The sequence below is a fragment of the Rhizobium sp. KNZ14-9A genome, assembly GCF_056755015.1.
This window is the reverse complement of the sequence record NZ_JBPGXB010000002.1, coordinates 3,444,295-3,461,729: the sequence shown is the minus strand read 5'-3', so window position 1 is coordinate 3,461,729 and position 17,435 is coordinate 3,444,295. Positions and strand designations below refer to the sequence as shown.

The following is a 17,435-nucleotide window of genomic DNA, read 5'->3' as shown; positions in this document are numbered from 1 at the left end:
TCACTTCGTGCCCCGATGACAAGCACAGAAGGACATAAATATATCTTTATATCTGCGGCGAAATGACAAATTTTGCCCCAAAAACGCAAAAAGGCGGCCTTTTGAGCCGCCTTAAGCTTTCAGAGCGTGGGGAACGCTCAGTCGGAGTCGGCTTCCGCCGCCAGTGCCTTCACCAGTTCGACGACTTTGCGACGAACCTTGGGATCGGTGATCTTCACAAATGCGCGGTTGAGCTGGAGTCCTTCCGAAGAGGAGAGGAAATCGACGACGTAGTTCGAACTCGAGGCTTCCGACATGCCGGTCAAGGCACCGGAATGTTCGCCGGGAGCGTCTTCGAAGAAGAAGGAAACGGGAACGTTGAGGATGCTTGAAATGTTCTGGAGGCGGCTGGCACCAACGCGGTTGGTACCTTTCTCGTATTTCTGGATTTGCTGAAAGGTGATGCCGAGGCTTTCGCCAAGCTTCTCCTGGCTCATGCCCAACATAGTACGGCGAAGCCGGATGCGGCTACCGACATGGATGTCGATAGGATTCGGCTTCTTCTTATTTTCAATCATGGTCGTGCCCTAGCAAAGAAAAATTCAACTCTGTTCTAACCGGCATGCCCTGACCTCATTCCGTAACGCCACGTTGCAAGTCGCGATAACCCACCTTGAAGCATACGTTACTAACGCCGATTGCGACCACTATGCAATTTTAGGGGTTTTCGGTCAATTCAACCTGAAAATAAAACCCCTGCGTGAAATTAGCGCAATGATCATCAGTAACGTTTCAGTCAACCAGAAGTACGTTTGGCGGGGGTGTGGGCTTCTGGTATTTTTTCCGAATCCATCGAGAGTTGCATCAATAAAGCCAATTTCGTCCAATTTTAGACCTGAAACGATTTCGCCGCGCGCGTCTACAACCGCCGAAATTCCACTATTCGCATCACGAATCAGCGGCAAACCGGTCTCAACCGCTCGTACGCGTGCCTGCTGAAAATGCTGGTAGGGACCCGGTGTTGAGCCGAACCAGCTATCATTCGTGATGTTGAGAATGGCGCTCGCTTGGCCGATGTCGCCGGTCATTTCGTCCGGGAAGATGATCTCGTAGCAGACGAGCGGGTAGAATTTCAGCCCGCTCGGAAGCTCGAGCAAATGACGGCTGGCGGCCGCCGAAAAACCGCCCGGCATCTCCACCACATTCTGGATGCCGAGTTCGTTGAGCATGTCCTCGAAGGGAAGATATTCGCCGAAGGGAACGAGATGCACCTTGTCGGAGGCGGCGACGATCTGCCCCCGCCCGTCGATCACATAGATCGAATTATAATAGCGGGTGGGATAGCCGGGGCCGAGTTCTTCGGCGCGCACGGCGCCTGCGATCAGGATCTGGTCGTCGTCGAGCGTATCGGCAATCCGCGTCAGCGCATCCTTGTTGTCGGTGAGGATGAAGGGGATCGAGGTTTCCGGCCATACGATGATATCAGGTTTCTTGCCACCTTCCTTGGGAGGCTCCGTCGAAAGCTTGAGATGTGTCTCGAAGATCGCCTCGCGATCCGCATCATTGTCCATCTTGACGGATTGATCGATCGCCGGCTGGACCAGGCGAACCACAGGCCGCTTGTCCTCGGGTAACGCCGCGGGCTTCGGCGTGAGATAAAGGATATAGGCGCCGTAACCGAGATGCGCCGCAAAGAGGATTGCCGCGAGGCTGACGCCGAGTTTCGCTCCCTGCCGCGTTCCGAGTAGGGCAGGGGCAGAAAAGACGAAGACCGAGAGAGCCGTCACCCCCATGGTGCCGATCACATGCGCGGACTGCATCATGACAGGCATGGGCATCATGGCATAGCCGATGGCGTTCCACGGAAAACCGGTGAAGATGAAGCTGCGTACCCACTCAAGCAGGCCGAAGCTGGCAGCAAGTGCCGCGATCCGCCCCAGGCCATCGGACCAGAAGATACGGGCAAGCGCCGCAGCCAAGCCGTAGAAGATTGCAAGGCAGGCCGGAAGGCCGAGGATCGCGAGCGGCAGAGCCCAGGCAAACTCCTCTGAATCGATCAGCAGTGCATGCCCAAGCCACCAGAGCCCGGCAACGAAATAGCCGAAGCCGAACAGCCAGCCCGTGGCAAATGCCGGCCAGAGCCTGCCGGGAAGGCTGCTTTCCGGCGAGGCGGCCGCTCCGTCGATCAGCCAGACGAGCAGCGTGAAGGAAACGAACATTGCCGCGAAGAAGCCGATGGGAGGCAGCGCCAGGACGCCAAAGGCGCCTGCTGCGATCGCAAGCAATGACCGTTTGAAACCCCAGACGAGGATAATCCTGTCCGCAAGCCGCTCCATGCGCACTCCCATCAAAGCCGCGAATCAATCCAATCGCAGTCTTTCAAAAAAGCGCGCGCTTGTCGTCTTACGGAAAGGTCAGTTTGCGGTCGATTCCGCCGACCGATCATCGTTTCCGTCGCCGAAGGGCGGCCCGTCACCATCCGCCTTGGCGCGGCGGCGGATTGCCTGGCGCTTGCGGGTGATGCGCACCCGCTTGATGCGGCGCGGATCGGCATCGAGGATGTGGAATTCGAAATCCGACAAGGCCTGAACGACTTCTCCGCGCACGGGGATGCGCCCCAGTGCCGAGAAGATCAGGCCGCCCAGCGTATCGACCTCATCGATCTGCTCACTGATGTCGAAATCCGGACCGATGGCTTCGGCAATCTCCTCGAGCTCGACGCGGGCGTCGGCAACGAAGACGTCCTCCGAAATGCGTTTGAACATGACTTCCTCATCGTCATGTTCGTCGTCGATATCGCCGATCACCATCTCCACAATATCTTCGTGCGAGGCGAGGCCGTCAGTGCCGCCATATTCGTCGATGACCAGCGCCATCTGTGTGCGGTTCACCTGCATGCGGCGCAGAAGATCGGATGCCAGCATGGAAGGCGGCACGAAGAGGATCTGTCTGATGATGCCGGTTTCGGCGAGCGTCTTCTGCAGGTCGACGCGTCCGAGATCGAAGTTCGGCTTGGCCGAGCGCGGCGCCTTCTGGATATTTTCCGGAGAGACCTCGATTGCGGGCGTGCTTGCCGCAGGCTTTGTGCCACTGCGGCGCTTGTTGCGCGCCTGCTTGGCGACGTAGGAAAGAAGATCGCGGATATGCACCATGCCGCGCGGGTCGTCGAGCGTTTCGGCATAGACCGGCATGCGCGAACGGCCGCTTTCCTCGAAGAGGATCATCAGTTCGCCGATCGTGATGTTCTGGTCGACCGCCTCGATATCGGCGCGCGGCACCATCACGTCGGCAACGCGCACTTCGCGGAAGCGCAGGATATTGTGGAGCATCGCCCGCTCGTCGGGCGAAAAGGCGTCGGCTGCAGCCGGGTCGGTCATCAGCGCGTCGGCGATGTCTTCGCGCAGGCGCGAGCCTTGTTGCGGTCTCAAGATGCGCGCGGCGCGTGACCAGAAGGATTGCGGTCGGTGTCGACTACTGCCACCCTCATCGGAAGAGGAGGATTGCTCGGAGTCCCTGGCGTCTGACGCCGGCTTCGTTGAAAAGTCGCTCATGGTTCCATTTTAAGGTCTTGACCCTCGTAGGGGTCAGATAGGCCGAGTACTGCCAAAATGCGAGTCTCCAGCCCCTCCATAATTTCGGCTTCGTCATTATTCATATGGTCGTAGCCGAGCAGATGCAAGAAACCATGCACCATAAGATGGGTCAGATGATCGTCAAAGCTCTTTTCGAGCTCTTGCGCCTCGCGCTCGACCGTTTCCAGGGCAATGATGATGTCGCCGAGCATCGGACCGGGCATTTTGCCGGGTTTGACCGGAAAGGCCGGAAACGACAGCACGTTGGTCGGCTTGTCCTTGCCGCGCCATTCCGCATTGATGTCCTGGATGGAGGCATCGTCGGTGAAGACGAGCGAAACTTCCGGCGGCATCTTCGGGAAGGGTTGCTGTTCCTCTTCCCGCAGGTAAGTGACAGCCGCACCCAACACGCGTTCGCCAAGAGCATGCAATACATCTTCGGCGGGCCAGCCCGTGTCCTCGATGCTGATCTGTATGTCGAGCTCGGCCATCAGTCCTGCCGGATGGCCTCTTCGTTTGCTGCGGTATAGGTCGCGTCATAGGCCTTGACGATGCGGCCGACGAGCGGATGGCGAACGACGTCGACATCCTTGAAGCGCACGATCGAAATACCCTCGACATCGTTCAGGAGGTGCAGCGCTTCCACAAGGCCGGATTTGACGCCACGCGGCAGGTCGATCTGGCTCGGGTCGCCGGTGATGATCATGCGCGAATTTTCGCCGAGACGCGTCAGGAACATCTTCATCTGCATCGCCGTGGTATTCTGAGCCTCGTCGAGGATGACAGCGGCATTGGCGAGCGTTCGTCCACGCATGAAGGCAAGCGGCGCGATTTCGATGACGCCGGCGGTAATCGCCCGTTCCACCTTATCGCCGGGCATCATGTCGTAGAGCGCGTCATAAAGCGGGCGCAGATAGGGATCGACCTTCTCCTTCATATCACCCGGCAGGAAGCCCAGGCGTTCGCCGGCTTCGACGGCCGGTCTGGAGAGAATGATCTTTTCGACCGCGCCGCGCTCCAGCAGCTGGGCCGCATGGGCGACGGCGAGATAGGTCTTGCCGGTACCGGCCGGACCAACGCCGAACACCATCTCTGAGCGCTCGAGCGCCCGCATATAGGCATCCTGTGTCGGCGTGCGCGCGATGATCGTCTTCTTGCGCGTCGAAATCTGCGCCATCGTCAATTTGGCTTTTTTCTCCATCGTCGGTAATGTGAGCTGGTCGTCGGCGGCAACCGCCATGCGAATTGCGCCTTCAACGTCTGAACGCTCCACACTGCCGCCTTTCTGGAGTTTTTCATAGAGGTAATCGAGTGTGCGCCGCGCCTGATTGGTGGCCAGCACATCGCCGGTGATGACAACGGAGTTGCCGCGCGCCCGCGCATCGATATGGAGCCGCTGTTCCAGCAGCTTCAGATTCTGATCGAACTGTCCGAAAAGTTCGCTGGCGAACCGGTTGTTCTCGAACGTCAGGACGAAGTGATTGGCGTCGCTCGCAATGCGTGGGTGGCGCGGTGAAGTGGAAACCAATTCCTGTCCGTTCAAGCGGTCGAGCTCCTTGGGTTAGACCTCAGCCTCTGCGCGTTCGGCAAACAGGCTGTTGGTTCCGGTTCCTGTGATTCGCACTTTAATAATGTCACCGATTTGCGATGCTTTTGCATCAACATTCACGGACTGCAGCCACGGTGAGCGGCCAATAAGTTGGCCGGGCATACGGCCGGGCTTTTCCAGGAGAAGATCGATTTCCTTGCCGATGCAAGACTCGTTGAATTCCTGCGTCTGCTTAAGAAGCAGCGCCTGCAGGCGTTCCAGCCGTTCTGCCTTGATGTCTTCCGGCACCTGGTCCTTCAATTCCGCTCCGGGCGTACCGGGCCGCGTCGAATATTTGAACGAGAAGGCCTGTGCATAACGAACCTCCTCAACGAGTTTTAGTGTATCCTCAAATTCCCGGTCTGTCTCCCCCGGAAAGCCGGTAATGAAGTCGCCTGAGAGTGCGATATCGGGGCGGGCTTTGCGGATGCGCTCGATGAGGGAAAGATATTCGGCCGCCGTGTGCCGGCGGTTCATGGCCTTTAGAATGCGGTCCGAACCGGCCTGAACCGGAAGGTGCAGATAAGGCATCAGCGTGCGAAGGTCGCGATGGGCCTCGATCAGACGATCGTCCATGTCGCGCGGATGGCTGGTCGTATAGCGAAGCCGCGCAAGGCGGGGGATTTCTGCAAGCCGGTAGAGCAGGTCGCCAAGGCTCCACTCTTCGCCCTTCGGGCCGACGCCATGCCAGGCATTGACGTTCTGCCCAAGCAGGGTGATTTCGCGCACGCCGCCATCAACGAGCTTCATCGCCTCCTCGACGATTTGTGCGACTGGCCGCGACACTTCGGAGCCGCGCGTATAGGGCACGACGCAGAAGGTGCAGAACTTGTCGCAGCCTTCCTGAACCGTCAGGAAGGCGGTCACGCCACGGGCACGGATCTTCGGTGCCTCGGCGATCGGCAGGTGCTCGAACTTGTCCTCGATTGCATATTCCGTATCGATGACGCGGTGGCCTTCCTTGGCGCGGCGCAGCGCCTCCGGCAGGCGGTGATAGGTCTGTGGGCCGATGACCACATCGACAGCCGGCGCACGGCGCAGGATTTCCTCGCCTTCCGCCTGCGCTACGCAACCGGCAACACCGATCATCATCTCGCGGCCGTCGGCGGCCTTGCGCTTCTTCATCTCGCGCAGGCGCCCAAGCGCGGAATAGACCTTCTCAGCCGCCTTCTCGCGGATGTGGCAGGTGTTGAGCAAGACGAGGTCGGCCTCTTCCATATCTTCGGTCGTCTCATAGCCGTCGCGGGCAAGAGCATCGCTCATGCGCGTCGAGTCGTAGACGTTCATCTGGCAGCCATAGGTCTTGATGAAAACCTTGCGGCTGTTGGAGCCATCGCGGAGAGAAGCCTCCGGGGCCTGAAGAAGGGCGCTGTCCTGGGTCATGGCCCGTTATCTAGTGGTTTTTGACGCGGGAGAAAAGGGTATCTCGGATCAGTCGATCGCGCGGCCGCGCAGGCTGCGGTTCAGCAGGTTGCGGATGCGGGCAGCGATCGTCGCGCTGACTTCCTTGCGATTGGTCTTTTCGCCATATTCGATCGTCTCGCCGAAGGAGACTTCGGCATCGATCGCGCCGCATTTCATGATGTCGGTCAGATGCGGTAGGAGCTCGATATCGCCGGGCCATGCCGCAAGCGGGCGGTGATAGCGGCCCATGGCGATACCATGCACCTGCGTATAGGCGATAGAAACCGGCTGGACCATGACGCCGCCGGTCGGGGAATGGGGCACGGCCATTGCGGCAGCGCCGAAGAGCGACGATTTGACCTCCAGCAGTCGATTACCATCCGAGGTCGTTCCCTCGGGAAAAAGCACGACGATTTCACCGTCTGCCATGCGGCCGGCGATCTCGCTCGCCTGATGGCCGGTGCGGCGCTTTTCCTCCCGCACCACGAAGACGCTTTTCTGCAGCTTGGCGAGCGTGCCGAAAATCGGCCAGTCGCGCACCTCGATCTTGGCGATGAAGGCGACGTCGGCCACGGCCGACATGACCATGATGTCCATCCACGAAGAATGGTTGGAACAGAGCATCAGCGGCCGGCGGCTCTCAAGCGTGCCGCGCACCTGAATGCGGATGCCGAGACAATAGCAGACGATACGATGCCAGCGCCGGGGCAGGGTACGCCTGAGTTTCCAGTCGAAACGCAGCGCCAGCACCTGTAGCGGCATGAGCAGGATGCTGACGACAATGATGACGGTAATGGCGAAGGCGATGCGCAGCCAGACGATCAAATGCGGCGCTCCCGGACTGCCATGATATCAGATTTCGTCTTTCTTCAGCGGGATGCCGTAGAGTTCCAGGCGGTGATCCACCAGCTTGAAGCCATGCTCGCGGGCGATCCGCTCCTGCAGCGCCTCGATCTCCGGCGAACGGAACTCGATGACGACGCCTGTCTTCAGATCGATCAGATGGTCGTGATGCTCTTCAGGCACCGTCTCGTAGCGGGAACGGCCGTCACGGAAATCGTGGCGGGCGATGATACCTGCATCTTCGAATAGCTTCACCGTACGATAGACCGTCGAAATCGAAATCTTGGCATCGACCTTGACGGAGCGGCGATAGAGTTCCTCGACATCGGGGTGATCTTCGGAGTCCTCGAGAATGCGCGCGATCACCCGGCGCTGCTCGGTCATGCGCATGCCGCGTTCAGCGCAAAGCTCCTCAAGGGTTTTGGCTACCTCAGTCATGGCTGCCTTCTCGCTATTCCTGCCGAGAAGGGAACTACCGAAGAACGCGCTTCATGACAAGCGCCGTGGAGGTAGCCCCATTGGCATCCTTATAATAGCCCTTGCGCTCACCAGCCACCTCGAAGCCAAGCTTGCGGTAAAGGCCGAGGGCGGCGGTATTGCCGTTATCGACTTCCAGGAACATGCTTTCGCCGCCACGAAGGCGTGCTTCGCGCATGGCGGCCTGCATCAGCCGCCAGCCGAGGCCGGAACGCGCGACCTTCGCCTGCACGGCGACCGTCAGGATTTCCGCCTCGCCCGCCACCTCGCGTGCCAGGATGAAGCCCGGCAGCGTCTTTTTCAGGATGGCATTGGTCTGGCGGGCGACAAAGCCGAAGACGGTGTTCTGCGAAAGCAGGCTGTGAAATTCGCCGTCACCCCAAGGGCGGGCGAAGCGCTCGCCATGCAGGACGGAAACGTCGAGGCAATCCTCCGGCTCCATGGCGACGATTTCGAATTCCGGTTTCAGCGTCAGATAGGCTTCCAGCATCGTCATACTCTTGCAATCGCATACCCGGCCTGCGGTTTGGCATCGGGTCCGCGCAGATAAAGGGGCTTCGGCTTTCCGGTATTCGGGTTCGCGGCAGCACCGAGACGCGCCACGATGGAGATCGGGAAGGAGTTGGCGTATTCGCCCGTTGCATCCGGCTTCAGGACCGGGGTTGCCGAACCGGTGATCTCGCCGTCGAAACCGGCAGCGAAAACCTGCGCTTCGGCAATGCTGACCGCACGGGGCTCATCAAGCGGTGAGCCGTCGGCTGCAAAAGACTGGAGATAGATTTCGTCCCGCTTGGCATCCATCGCCGCGAGCACTGCGTGACCAGGAGTCTTTTCGCGCTGGGCGGCCGCCATCACTTCCAGCGTGGTGATGCCGACGGCGGGAATATTGAGGGAAAGCGCAAAGCCGCGGGCTGCGGCAACACCGACGCGGATACCGGTAAAGGAGCCGGGGCCGATGGTGACCGCAAGGCGGTCGACATCCGAAAGTGCGACGCCCGCCTGATCCAGCGCGCGGTCGACGATACCCATCAGATGTTCAGCATGCCCCTTGCCGATCATGTCCGATGCCTCCCCCAGCACCGTATTCCTGCCGCTATCATAAATGGCGGCAGCGCAATCCACACCTGCCGTGTCGAGCGCCAGAACAATCATGCCATCAATTTCCGAATAAACTATTGTCGCCTATCCATAATTCCGTCTGGCCGAACCCTAGATGAACGGCCGGACGAATCTTACATTTTAAGCGGCAATCACTTCCTGCACTTCCGGAACGAAATGGCGCAGCAGGTTCTGGACGCCGTGCTTCAGCGTTGCCGTCGAAGACGGGCAGCCGGAGCAGGAACCCTTCATATTCAGGTAAACCTTGCCGTCCTTGAAGCCGCGGAAGGTGATGTCGCCGCCATCCTGGGCAACAGCCGGACGCACACGGGTCTCCAGCAGTTCCTTGATGGTGAGCACGATCGATTCGTCACCTTCATCGAAGAATTCATCGCCGGCATCAATGTCTTCCGAGAGAATGGAGGCATCGCCCATGACCGGCTTGCCGGACATGAAATGCTCCATGATCGAGCCGAGAATAGCCGGCTTCAGATGCTGCCACTCGGCATCGTCCTTGGAGACGGAGATGAAATCGTAACCGAAATAGACGCCGGTCACGCCCGGAATCTCGAAAAGACGGGCGGCGAGCGGCGAAGCCTGGGCTTCATCGGCATTGCGGAATTCGGCCGTTCCGTTTTCCATTACGACCTTGCCGGGAAGGAACTTCTGCGTTGCTGGGTTCGGCGTGGCTTCGGTCTGAATGAACATCTCGCTCTCCATGCGGCGGGCCGTGGCCTCTGCCGTCTTTAGAATTCTTCAAAAGAAAATAAGCCTATTGCCCGACCGATTCAAGAGACTGATACTCAAGAAATGGCTTAACAGAGGGCGTCGATTTCTTCATTCGTCAGCGTGTCGGGAAGCACGGTGACGGGAATGGGAAAGGCAGCTCCACGTCCTGCGACGGACGAAACCAGCGGTCCCGGTCCCTCCTTAGCGGAGCCTGCGGCAAGCACGAGGATGGCGACGTCCCTGTCTTCCTCGATCACCGCATTGATCTGCTCAGCCGAATTGCCCTCGCGGATGACGATCTCCGGTTCGATGCCAATCGTCTCGCGCACGATTTGTGCGATCTTGGCGACAGTGGCTTCCGCCTCCTCGCGGGCTTCCGCCCGCATGATCTCCTCGACGCCAAGCCATTGCTGAAAATCGCCTTCCGGGATCACATAGAGCAGAACGAGGCCGCCATTGGAATTCTTGGCGCGCCGTCCGGCATAGTGGACGGCGCGTTGGCATTCGGGTGTCCCGTCTATCACCGCCATAAATTTGCGGCGATGACCTTCGAGCCGTGAGAGTCGCTTTGATACCATGATGCGAACTCTGACACCTGAGACCAAAAATTTGCAAGCCCCCGTTTTGCACGGGAGCTCTGCATGTCGATCGGACTAGTAGAGGAAGCCGATGATCTCGCGAAGTTCGCGCATCGTCACGTCGGCGCGTGCCCTTGCGCGTTCATTGCCGTTGCGCAGAATCGCGTCGATATGGCTCGTGTCGTTCATCAGGCGGCGCATTTCGCCTGTTATCGGCGACAGCACCTGGACAGCGAGATCAATCAGCGCCGGCTTGAAGACGGAGAACTGCTGGCCGCCAAATTCAGCGAGCACCTGTTCCCTCGTCTTGTCGGCGAGTGCGGCATAGATCGAGACGAGGTTTTCAGCCTCCGGCCGGTTTTCGAGACCGGCGATTTCGCTCGGCAAGCCATCCGGATCGGTCTTGGCCTTGCGGATTTTCTTGGAGATCGCCTCCTCATCGTCCATCAGGTTGATGCGCGAAAGATCCGACGGATCGGACTTCGACATCTTCTTCGTGCCGTCGCGCAGCGACATGACGCGCGGTGCCGGTCCGCCGATCAGCGGTTCGACCATCGGGAAATAGGCATGTACCGGCTCGTTGCCGACGGTGATGTCGATCCCGTAATTCGTCTTGTGGATATGCGAGGCGTAATCGAGATTGAACTTCATCGCGATGTCGCGCGTCAGCTCGAGGTGCTGCTTCTGATCCTCGCCGACGGGCACATGCGTGGCGCGGTAGACGAGAATGTCGGCAGCCATCAGGCTCGGATAGGCGTAGAGACCGAGCGAGGCCTGCTCGCGGTCCTTGCCGGCCTTGTCCTTGAACTGCGTCATGCGGTTCATCCAGCCGAGGCGGGCGACACAATTGAAGATCCAGGCGAGTTCGGCGTGCTGCGGTACGGCGGACTGATTGAAGACGATATGCTTTTCAGCGTCGATGCCGGAAGCGATGAAGGCGGCTGCGATCGAGCGCGTCTGCGACAGCATGTCCTCGTGGACGAGCTGTGCGGTCAGCGCATGAAGATCGACGACGCAATAGATGCAGTCGTTGCCGTCCTGGAGCTGCACGAAGCGGCGGATCGCGCCGAGATAATTGCCGAGATGCAGATTGCCCGTCGGCTGAACGCCGGAGAATACGAGCTTCTTGAATTCGCCCATGATGTTGTCCTCGATTAGGCTGGTGGAGGGCCCCAGGGCCAAAGGCCCATGTTGCTAACGCGGGCGCTTATGCACGCGCTCCCGGTCGCAATCAAGAGGCGGTGGGCGCAGCGTGTTGAATGAGGTCGAAGGTGTTGCCGTAAGGATCCGAAAAGACCGCAACGGTGCCGTAAACCTCATGTCGCGGTTCCTCCAGAAAGTGAACGCCGGCATCAAGCATCGCTGTGTGATCGCGCCCAAAATCGTCGGTCTTGAGGAAGAAGCCGACACGCCCGCCGGTCTGATTTCCGACAGCAGCTCGCTGCGCTTCATTTGCCGCCTGCGCCAGTAGAAAGGCCGCGCCATCCCCGCCCTTTGGCTTGACGACGAGCCAGCGCTTGCCTTCCGGCTGTACTTCGTCTTGAAGGCATTCGAAGCCGAGGACCTCACAATAGAAGGCTTTGGCGCGGTCATAATCATCGACAACGAGGGTGACGAGAAACAGGGATTGGATCATGAGATCTCCAGATTCGGACGTTTATTCCATCTATATGCAGAAAAGTGCCCGGTTTTACGCCAAATTGATCAGTGTGTTTAGCTAAAACTGAGTATAAAATTTCACAGAAAAGCTTTCTTTGAACTGAAAATCCTCTCGCCGGGCTGACGGCCCAAGGGGCCGTCGGGACAACCGATCGGAGGGACCATGCAGAACGCTAGTTTGCTCGCCATGGCAGGCCTTTTCGCCCTACAATCAGCAACGACGGCCGTCGGTCAAGATAATCGACGGCAGACCAGTCAACTTCCCAAATACGAGATGCGTATTGCTTACACGATGCAGACCGTCAGCGTTCGCGCCGGCTGTTTCCCGGAGCGATTGCGGGTGGTCTTGTCGCATATCGCGGCAAAGACCGGACGACGGCCGATGATAACTTCGGGCTTCCGGCCACATCCCCGCCGCCACGGTTCCATGCACGGGAAATGCCTTGCGGCTGATATCCGGATTCCCGGCGTGTCAGAGCGCACGATCGTCGCCGCTGCGAAAACCGCACCGGGCATCGGAGGGATCGGCACCTATTGCAATGGCATCGTCCACGTCGATGTCGGGCCGCAGCGACGATGGGTGGATTGCTAAAGCAATTCCAGCAAAACTGCGCAGCGGCTTCGCGTCCGGAATTGCGAAAAAAGGGCGCTAGGCATCTTTCGCCGGCGCCGGCTTGCGGTTGAGGTTGCGTCGGATCATGCCGAGGTCCGCCCCGCCGATCAGGAAGGCGGTCGCGAAATAGACGACCATCGAAATCGCAATCAGCAGACCAAGCGTGCCGACCTTGGTCAGAAGCGGTGCGCCCGAGGCAAGCCAGGGCGCCCAGTGCTGCTTGAGGTAGAAGATGACCGCGCCCATGACGGCAGAGGCGACGACCAGCAGGACGGCGCGTTTGGCAAGCGCCCATTCCCATGTGAGATGGCCGCGGCGCAGAAGTGTCGTGAAGAGCAGGACGGTGCTGATCCAGCCGGCCGTGGCTTCGGCCACCGCGATGCCGGGCGCGCCGATATAGGGAAAGAGCGTCAGCGCCGTTGCACAGTTGACCGCGACGGCAACCGCAGAGAAACGCATGGGCGTCTTGGTGTCCTCGCGGGCATAAAAGCCCGGCTGCAGTGCTTTGATCAGCACGAAAGCCGGCAGGCCGATGCCGTAGATGGCGAGAATCGAGCCGACGATGAACGTGTTCTCCTGGTGGAAGGCGCCACGCTCATAGAGCACGCGGATGATCTCGTCGGAGAGAATCCAGAGCGCGAAGGCGGCAGGAATCGTCATGAACAGCACGAATTCGATCGAGCGGTTCTGCAGATAGCCCGCTTCGCGCAACGCCCCGCCCTTGAGTGCGCGGGCGAGTTCGGGCAGCAGCACCACACCGACGGCGACGCCGACGACGCCGAGGGGAAGCTGGTAGATTCGGTCGGCATATTGCAGGGCTGCAATAGCGCCTTCGCGCGAAGAGGCGATTGCCTGGCCGATGAGCTGGTTGATCTGCGTAATACCGCCTGTGACGGCCGCGGGAACGGCAAGGATCAGCAGCCGCTTGACGTTCGGTGTCATCTTCGGGAAGCGGAAGCCGATGCTCATGCCGGCATGCAGGACACCGAGATAGACGACGGCGAGCTGCAGAACGCCGGCTGCCAGCACGCCCCAGGAAAGATACCAGGCCGTCGTCAACGGTTCGGCGCCGGTATAGAGCGCGTAGAACAGCGCGCCGATCATCACCACATTGAGGAAGATAGGCGCGACGGCCGCGGCGAAGAAGTGATGCAGCGAATTCAGCATGCCGCTCATCATCGCCGTCAGAGACATGCACATGAGATAAGGGAACATCACTGCCGCCATGCGGATGGTGATGTCGAATTTCTCGGGGTCATCAGCAAAACCCGGCGCGATGACGAAGCGCACAAGCAGCGGCATGGAAAGCTCCATCACGATGGTGATGAGCAGCAGGACGGAGAACAGGACACCGAAGACTTCTTCCGAAAAGCGCTTAGCACCATCAGTGCCGTTCGCCTCGATCTCCTTGGCGAAGAGCGGCACGAAGGCGGCGTTGAAAGCGCCTTCGGCAAAGAGCCGGCGGAAGAGGTTAGGGAAACGGAAGGCGGCATAGAAAACGTCGGCCATCGGCCCGGTGCCGAGAGCGGCGGCCATCAGCGTTTCGCGGGCAAAACCGAAGATGCGGCTTCCGAGCGTGGCGCCGCCGACCGTGGCGAATTTCTTGACGAGGCTCATGCGGGGAAATCGGCTTTCTTTTCGGCGGCGGTAGCGGCAGGGGCGATGATCCCTGATGGCATGCGTTCGCGCAGTTCGTCCTGCTCCTCGGCCATGACCGCTTTCATACGGGCAGTGATATTGGCGCGCTTGCTATCACCGGAGATCTTCTGGCCGACAAGATCGGTGACGTAGAAAGTATCGATCACTTTTTCACCGAAGGTGGTGATGCGGGCCGACTGGATGTCGAGCGACAGATCGGACAGGACGGCAGTCATTTCCGACAGCAGGCCGGGCCGATCGAGGCATTCCACCTCGATGACCGTGAACTTGTTCGACAGGCTATTGGTGATCGCCACCGACGGCGGAATGATGAAGGCCTTGCTCTTCTTGCGGTTCTTCGCGCGGGTGGCGATCACATCGGGAAGGCGCTTGCGGCCTGACAGCACGTCCTCGATCATCCGGCCGATCGTGCCGGCGCGGCGAAGCTCGTCCTCGTCGTTCGGAAACTCGCGGCTGACATGGATCGTATCGAGCGCCCGGCCATCCGAGGTCGTGAAGATCTGCGCATCGACGATGTTGGCGCCGGCTGCCGCACAGGCCCCGGCAATGACGGCGAGCAGGCGCGGATGGTCGGGCGAGAGAACGGTAATTTCGGTGATCGCGTGGAAGCTGTCGGTGCGCACTGTGGTTGCCAGCGCCTGGCCGGCTTTGTCCGCCTGGCGGATGAAATGCGCATGGCGGATCTGGTCTTCCAGCGGCACGGAGAGCAGATAGGGCTGGTAATGCAGCTTGGCGTAGGTGCGGCGATCCTTCTGTGGCCAGTCGGCAAGCGCCGCATAAAGCGCTTCGGCGGCAGCCTGGGCGCGCTCCTTGCGGGACACTTCCGAGAAGCCGCCGGCAAGCAGCAGTTCCGTCTCGTAATAGAGCGTGCGCAGCAACTGGCCCTTCCAGCCGTTCCACACACCCGGCCCGACGGCGCGGATGTCGCAGATCGTCAGGATCATCAGCATCTTCAGGCGGTCGAGAGACTGAACACGGTCGGCAAAGTCGGTGATCGTCTTGCGGTCCGTCAGGTCGCGCGTCTGGGCGACCATCGACATCGTCAGATGTTCTTCGATCAGCCAGACGACGATCTCGGTCTGCTTCTGCGACAGGCCAAAGCGGGCACTGAGCTTGCGGGCGACGCGCGCGCCGGCGATCGAATGGTCTTCCTGGCGGCCCTTGGCGATATCGTGCAGCAGTACGGCGACATAAAGCGCCTCGCGATCCTCGATATGCGGCATCAACTTGTTGGCGAGCGGATGCAGCTCCTCCGCCTTGCCTTTGTCGATCTCCGAGAGAACATCGATGGCGCGGATCAGGTGCTCGTCGACTGTGTAGTGATGATACATGTTGAACTGCATCATCGCGACGATCTTGCCGAATTCGGGAATGAACCGGCCAAGCACGCCAGCCTCGTTCATGCGCCGCAGGATGAGGGCGGGGTCGCGCTTGGAGGTGAGGATCGACAGGAAAAGCCGGTTGGCCTCGTCATTCTCGCGCAGGTCGTTGTTGATGAGGCCGAGCGAACGCGTGACGCGCTTCAGCGCATCGGGATGGAATTCCAGCCCGTTGATATCGGCCACATGGAACAGGCGGATGATGCTGACCGGATCGCGCTTGAAGACATCGGGATTGGCAAGCGTAATGCGGCCACGATCTTCGACGAACTCGACGCTGCCGGGGATCTTGCGATTGCGGTGGGTAAAGCGGTTGATGACGCCCGTCAGACCGGGGATTGACTTCGCCTGCTGGTCTTCGAGCGCGGCGCAGAGGATGCGCGTCAGGTCGCCGACATCTTTAGCCACCAGGAAGTAGTGTTTCATGAAACGCTCGACGGCCGAAAGGCCGGGGCGGGAATGATAGCCGAGCGCCTCGGCGATCTCGCGCTGGATATCGAAGGAAAGACGTTCCTCCGCTTTCCCGGTCAGGAAATGCATGTGGCAGCGCACGGCCCAGAGAAAGTCGTCGGCCTTCTCCAGAAGCCGGTATTCCTGCTTCGACAGCACGCCGAGCGGCACCAGATCCGCCGGGTCGCGAACATGATAATAATATTTCGAAATCCAGAAGAGCGTATGCAAGTCGCGAAGGCCACCCTTGCCCTCCTTGACGTTCGGCTCGACGAGATAGCGCGTGTCGCCGGCCTTGCGGTGGCGTTCGTCGCGTTCGGCAAGCTTGGCGGCAATGAATTCCGGCCCCGTGCCGGTGACGATTTCCTTGTCGAAGCGGGCTTCCAGCTCCGTCTCTAGCGACTTCAGGCCGCAGATGTAGCGCATCTCCAGGATGGCGGTGCGGATCGTCATGTCGGATTTGGAAAGCGCGATACATTCCTCGATGGTGCGGGTCGCGTGGCCGACCTTGAAGCCCATGTCCCACAGCATATAGAGCATGAACTCGACGGCTTTATGCGTCTCTTCCGCTGGCTTCGGCAGGAAGAGGAAGAGCAGATCGATATCGGAACCCGGTGCCAGTGTGTCGCGCCCGTAGCCGCCGACTGCGGTGACCGCGAATTTGTCCTTCTGCTTCGGAAAGACATGCGCCGTGGCGAAATTGTAGAGAATGGTGATGATCTGGTCCTGCAGCCAGGAAATGCGGTGGGCACAATCAAGCCCGCCGCCCTGGGCGTCAAGCAGTTCGCGCGCCTTCTTGCGTCCTTCGACGCTGGCTTTCTTCAGAGCGGCAAGAAGATCGTTCCGCAGCACGTCGGGACGGTTGCGGTTGGCTTCGGCAATGGCATCACATTGCCCCTGCAGCAATTCCACATCGAGGATTTCGGAGAAATCGATGTCGTGCGTCGCCATCGGCCGGGGGCTTACCTCTTCGGTCCGGGTCGCTTGCTCATGGCGCGCCTCTTGTTTGATCTGCATGCGCTATAGCCTCTTTGCCCGCGGATTGACACAGGTCTCCATATTCCATGAACCTTTAAATTTGGCGAAATGGTGTTGGCAAGCCGTCGGCCGCGGACGCTTTGCCGCAAGTCCTTAGGCTGAAGCCTGCGTCAGCAGCGTATCGAGAACCTGCCGCGTTTCACTCATGATGCCATTGAGCGTCGCCTTGTCGCATTCGCGGTATCCGGCGTCAATGATTGCACTGCTGAGCTCGCCGATCTTCAAGCAGGAGCCGGTAATCTTCGCCATGCCGATCGGCGTATTCCAGCCGCGCGCCTCCAGATTACCATCAGATTGTTTCATAATCTCCAGCATCGAGACGATGACGGAGAGGCGCTGGGTTTCCTGAAGCAGTTTTTCCATGAACAT

At 59.7% G+C, this 17,435-nt stretch carries 18 protein-coding genes; 1 reads left to right on the top strand and 17 read right to left on the bottom strand.

Annotated elements, in window-relative coordinates; all coding sequences use genetic code 11:
* Nucleotides 1-137: 137 nt before the first annotated feature.
* The 14 genes from ACR9ZQ_RS23965 to ACR9ZQ_RS23900 form a co-directional block, all read right to left on the bottom strand.
* Entirely contained in the window at nt 138-557 is a 420-nt protein-coding gene (locus tag ACR9ZQ_RS23965; RefSeq protein ID WP_007814904.1) for a helix-turn-helix domain-containing protein, read from the bottom strand.
* 153 nt (nt 558-710) lie between these two features.
* Complete coding sequence (gene lnt, locus ACR9ZQ_RS23960; protein WP_481428919.1) at nt 711-2,315, bottom strand: apolipoprotein N-acyltransferase; 1,605 nt, start codon at nt 2,313-2,315, stop codon at nt 711-713.
* 78 nt (nt 2,316-2,393) lie between these two features.
* Nucleotides 2,394-3,530, bottom strand: a complete 1,137-nt coding sequence (locus ACR9ZQ_RS23955; protein WP_310379456.1) for a hemolysin family protein — start codon at nt 3,528-3,530, stop codon at nt 2,394-2,396.
* Nucleotides 3,527-4,042: an rRNA maturation RNase YbeY gene (ybeY, locus tag ACR9ZQ_RS23950; protein WP_113323563.1), complete on the bottom strand. Its 516-nt coding sequence runs from the start codon at nt 4,040-4,042 to the stop codon at nt 3,527-3,529. The genes ACR9ZQ_RS23955 and ybeY overlap by 4 nt, the downstream gene beginning before the upstream one ends.
* Nucleotides 4,042-5,094: a PhoH family protein gene (locus ACR9ZQ_RS23945; protein WP_310379454.1), complete on the bottom strand. Its 1,053-nt coding sequence runs from the start codon at nt 5,092-5,094 to the stop codon at nt 4,042-4,044. Before ACR9ZQ_RS23945 ends, ybeY begins: the two co-directional genes overlap by 1 nt.
* Nucleotides 5,095-5,112: 18 nt before the next feature.
* Nucleotides 5,113-6,522, bottom strand: coding sequence for a tRNA (N6-isopentenyl adenosine(37)-C2)-methylthiotransferase MiaB (gene miaB / locus ACR9ZQ_RS23940; protein ID WP_310379451.1), 1,410 nt, complete (start codon nt 6,520-6,522; stop codon nt 5,113-5,115).
* A gap of 48 nt (nt 6,523-6,570) precedes the next feature.
* Nucleotides 6,571-7,368, bottom strand: coding sequence for a lyso-ornithine lipid O-acyltransferase (gene olsA, locus ACR9ZQ_RS23935; RefSeq protein WP_310379448.1), 798 nt, complete (start codon nt 7,366-7,368; stop codon nt 6,571-6,573).
* Nucleotides 7,369-7,395: 27 nt separating this feature from the next.
* Nucleotides 7,396-7,824 (bottom strand): Fur family transcriptional regulator, encoded by a 429-nt coding sequence (locus tag ACR9ZQ_RS23930; RefSeq protein WP_007814920.1) that lies wholly within the window; start codon nt 7,822-7,824, stop codon nt 7,396-7,398.
* A gap of 34 nt (nt 7,825-7,858) precedes the next feature.
* Nucleotides 7,859-8,359 carry a GNAT family N-acetyltransferase gene (locus ACR9ZQ_RS23925; RefSeq protein WP_310379445.1) on the bottom strand — a complete coding sequence of 167 codons (501 nt, stop codon included), beginning with the start codon at nt 8,357-8,359 and terminating at the stop codon, nt 7,859-7,861.
* Nucleotides 8,356-9,015 carry a tRNA (adenosine(37)-N6)-threonylcarbamoyltransferase complex dimerization subunit type 1 TsaB gene (gene tsaB, locus ACR9ZQ_RS23920; RefSeq protein ID WP_481428918.1) on the bottom strand — a complete coding sequence of 220 codons (660 nt, stop codon included), beginning with the start codon at nt 9,013-9,015 and terminating at the stop codon, nt 8,356-8,358. The genes ACR9ZQ_RS23925 and tsaB overlap by 4 nt, the downstream gene beginning before the upstream one ends.
* Nucleotides 9,016-9,102: 87 nt before the next feature.
* Entirely contained in the window at nt 9,103-9,669 is a 567-nt protein-coding gene (locus ACR9ZQ_RS23915) for a NifU family protein (RefSeq protein WP_007814928.1), read from the bottom strand.
* 107 nt (nt 9,670-9,776) lie between these two features.
* Entirely contained in the window at nt 9,777-10,268 is a 492-nt protein-coding gene (locus tag ACR9ZQ_RS23910) for a universal stress protein (protein WP_007814929.1), read from the bottom strand.
* Nucleotides 10,269-10,343: 75 nt separating this feature from the next.
* A complete protein-coding gene (trpS, locus tag ACR9ZQ_RS23905) occupies nt 10,344-11,408 on the bottom strand; it encodes a tryptophan--tRNA ligase (protein WP_477919812.1) in 1,065 nt (354 codons plus the stop codon).
* A gap of 91 nt (nt 11,409-11,499) precedes the next feature.
* Entirely contained in the window at nt 11,500-11,904 is a 405-nt protein-coding gene (locus ACR9ZQ_RS23900) for a VOC family protein (protein ID WP_481428917.1), read from the bottom strand.
* Between the two features lie 186 nt (nt 11,905-12,090).
* Here ACR9ZQ_RS23900 and ACR9ZQ_RS23895 point away from each other — a divergent pair, with 186 nt between their 5' ends.
* On the top strand, nt 12,091-12,519 hold the full coding sequence (locus tag ACR9ZQ_RS23895; RefSeq protein WP_481428916.1) for a YcbK family protein: 429 nt from the start codon (nt 12,091-12,093) through the stop codon (nt 12,517-12,519).
* Nucleotides 12,520-12,576: 57 nt separating this feature from the next.
* Here ACR9ZQ_RS23895 and murJ read toward each other — a convergent pair whose 3' ends face one another.
* The 3 genes from murJ to ACR9ZQ_RS23880 form a co-directional block, all read right to left on the bottom strand.
* Nucleotides 12,577-14,157, bottom strand: coding sequence for a murein biosynthesis integral membrane protein MurJ (murJ, locus tag ACR9ZQ_RS23890; protein ID WP_481428915.1), 1,581 nt, complete (start codon nt 14,155-14,157; stop codon nt 12,577-12,579).
* Nucleotides 14,154-17,045, bottom strand: coding sequence for a [protein-PII] uridylyltransferase (locus ACR9ZQ_RS23885; RefSeq protein ID WP_481428914.1), 2,892 nt, complete (start codon nt 17,043-17,045; stop codon nt 14,154-14,156). Before ACR9ZQ_RS23885 ends, murJ begins: the two co-directional genes overlap by 4 nt.
* Nucleotides 17,046-17,159: 114 nt before the next feature.
* Nucleotides 17,160-17,435 (bottom strand): hypothetical protein, encoded by a 276-nt coding sequence (locus ACR9ZQ_RS23880; RefSeq protein ID WP_113325054.1) that lies wholly within the window; start codon nt 17,433-17,435, stop codon nt 17,160-17,162.